Annotated in this window: 2 protein-coding genes and 2 pseudogenes; 2 read left to right on the forward strand and 2 right to left on the reverse strand. The window is 59.5% G+C overall.

Annotated features, from left to right (window positions below):
* Window positions 1-199 precede the first annotated feature (199 nt).
* Window positions 200-427 (forward strand): transposase, encoded by a 228-nt coding sequence (locus AC0L2L_RS33295; RefSeq protein ID WP_473584015.1) that lies wholly within the window; start codon window positions 200-202, stop codon window positions 425-427.
* Here the strand turns inward: AC0L2L_RS33295 and AC0L2L_RS33300 are convergent.
* Together AC0L2L_RS33300 and AC0L2L_RS33305 are read right to left on the reverse strand one after the other, a co-directional pair.
* Window positions 378-590 (reverse strand): annotated as a pseudogene (locus AC0L2L_RS33300) (recombinase family protein); the annotation flags it as partial. The gene AC0L2L_RS33295 and the pseudogene AC0L2L_RS33300 overlap by 50 nt on opposite strands.
* Window positions 577-756, reverse strand: coding sequence for a hypothetical protein (locus AC0L2L_RS33305; RefSeq protein WP_473584014.1), 180 nt, complete (start codon window positions 754-756; stop codon window positions 577-579). The gene AC0L2L_RS33305 and the pseudogene AC0L2L_RS33300, both read right to left, overlap by 14 nt.
* 306 nt (window positions 757-1,062) lie before the next feature.
* Here AC0L2L_RS33305 and AC0L2L_RS33310 point away from each other — a divergent pair.
* Window positions 1,063-1,296 (forward strand): annotated as a pseudogene (locus AC0L2L_RS33310) (transposase domain-containing protein); the annotation flags it as partial.
* Window positions 1,297-1,333: the final 37 nt, after the last annotated feature.

Here is a 1,333-nt window from a genome sequence, read left to right on the forward strand (position 1 = left end):
TTCCAAACCTTGACAGCGGACATCAGAGAGCGGTGTTTCCGGACCACCTTTCGGGAGTGGTCGCGATCTGTGAGGTTGCCGATCCTGTATTGGGATCGGAGATCGGCTTGTGTCTGGACTTGACCTTACGCTTGATCCGGAGCGGCAGCTTCGGCGTTTCGAGGTGATCAACGGTGCCGGCGGTCGGCGTCACTGGTCGGTGGATGACAAGGCGCGGATCATCGCGGAGACGCTGGAGCCGAACGCAATCATTTCCGAGGTCGCCCGTCGGTATGGCCTTAGGCCGCAGCAGGTCTTCGCCTGGCGCCGCGAAGCGCGCAAACAGGCCGCTTCGGCGCAGCAAGATTCTCCTGCCTTTGTGCCGGCGGTTTTGGCGGCGGAACCTGTAGCCAGCCGTTCACCGATCGGCCGAGATCGTCGTCGATGACTTCGATATCGGCGAAGCCGCGCTGTCGCGCAATGTCGACCAGATCATATTGCCGTCGCTGGCTCTCCAGGTTGGTCATGACCTGGGACTGCGTCGACTGGCGTACATAGACGACGGCCTTGCGCTTCAAGAGCGCAGTTGGGATCAGATCAGTGCTGGTCATCATCGAGCTCCTCGACGATCAGACCGGCGGCCTGCATGAGGATTTGAGCGAGCGTCAGCAAGGCCTTCGCCCGCTCCACTTCGTTCATCCCCTCCAGCCTGTGGGGTTCGAATATCAGGCTCATCTGCCTGCCCGAGTTCGGTGCAGGCACGTTGTGCTGTTTCATCGACTTTCTCCCGTGCGATTCCATTCTCGCTTGGGAAGTTTGTGGAAACAGCGACCGGCATGACCAGCCTCTTCAGATCAGACAAGGCCGTGAGATCAACCTGTGGCGGGCCAAATGTCATGCCCGCGCAAGCGGCTGAATCCACCATCCAGCCTGGAATCGATACGACAATGCCCGATGGGGATTGCACCTTGAGAAACTGCCCAGTTACCCGCTGCTCCACACGCCGCACGCTGACCTTTCGGCCAAAATATGGATGCCAGCGATAATGAACTTCCAGTTCGTCCCCGACATGGGCACAATGAACGGGTGATGGCGCTCAACCGCAAGAACGCGCTCTTCGCAGGCTCTGACGGCGGCGCCGAACACTGGGCAGTCATCGCCTCGCTGATCGAAACCTGCAAGCTCAATGGTGTCGAACCGCTCGGCTATCTCGCCGATGTCCTCACCAAGATCGTCAACGGTCACCCCAACAGCCAGATCGACGATCTCCTGCCTTGGGTCTACATCAACAAGCTCGAGCTCAAGGCCGTGGCCTGAGAACACCGCTCTGATGTCCGCTGTCAAGGTTTGGAAC

Source organism: Mesorhizobium sp. WSM4832 (assembly GCF_055811115.1).

What these genes read in the sequence shown, in the direction of transcription:
- AC0L2L_RS33305 (WP_473584014.1), bottom strand. Translation starts at nt 756, where the DNA reads ATGAAACAGCACAACGTGCCTGCACCGAACTCGGGCAGGCAGATGAGC.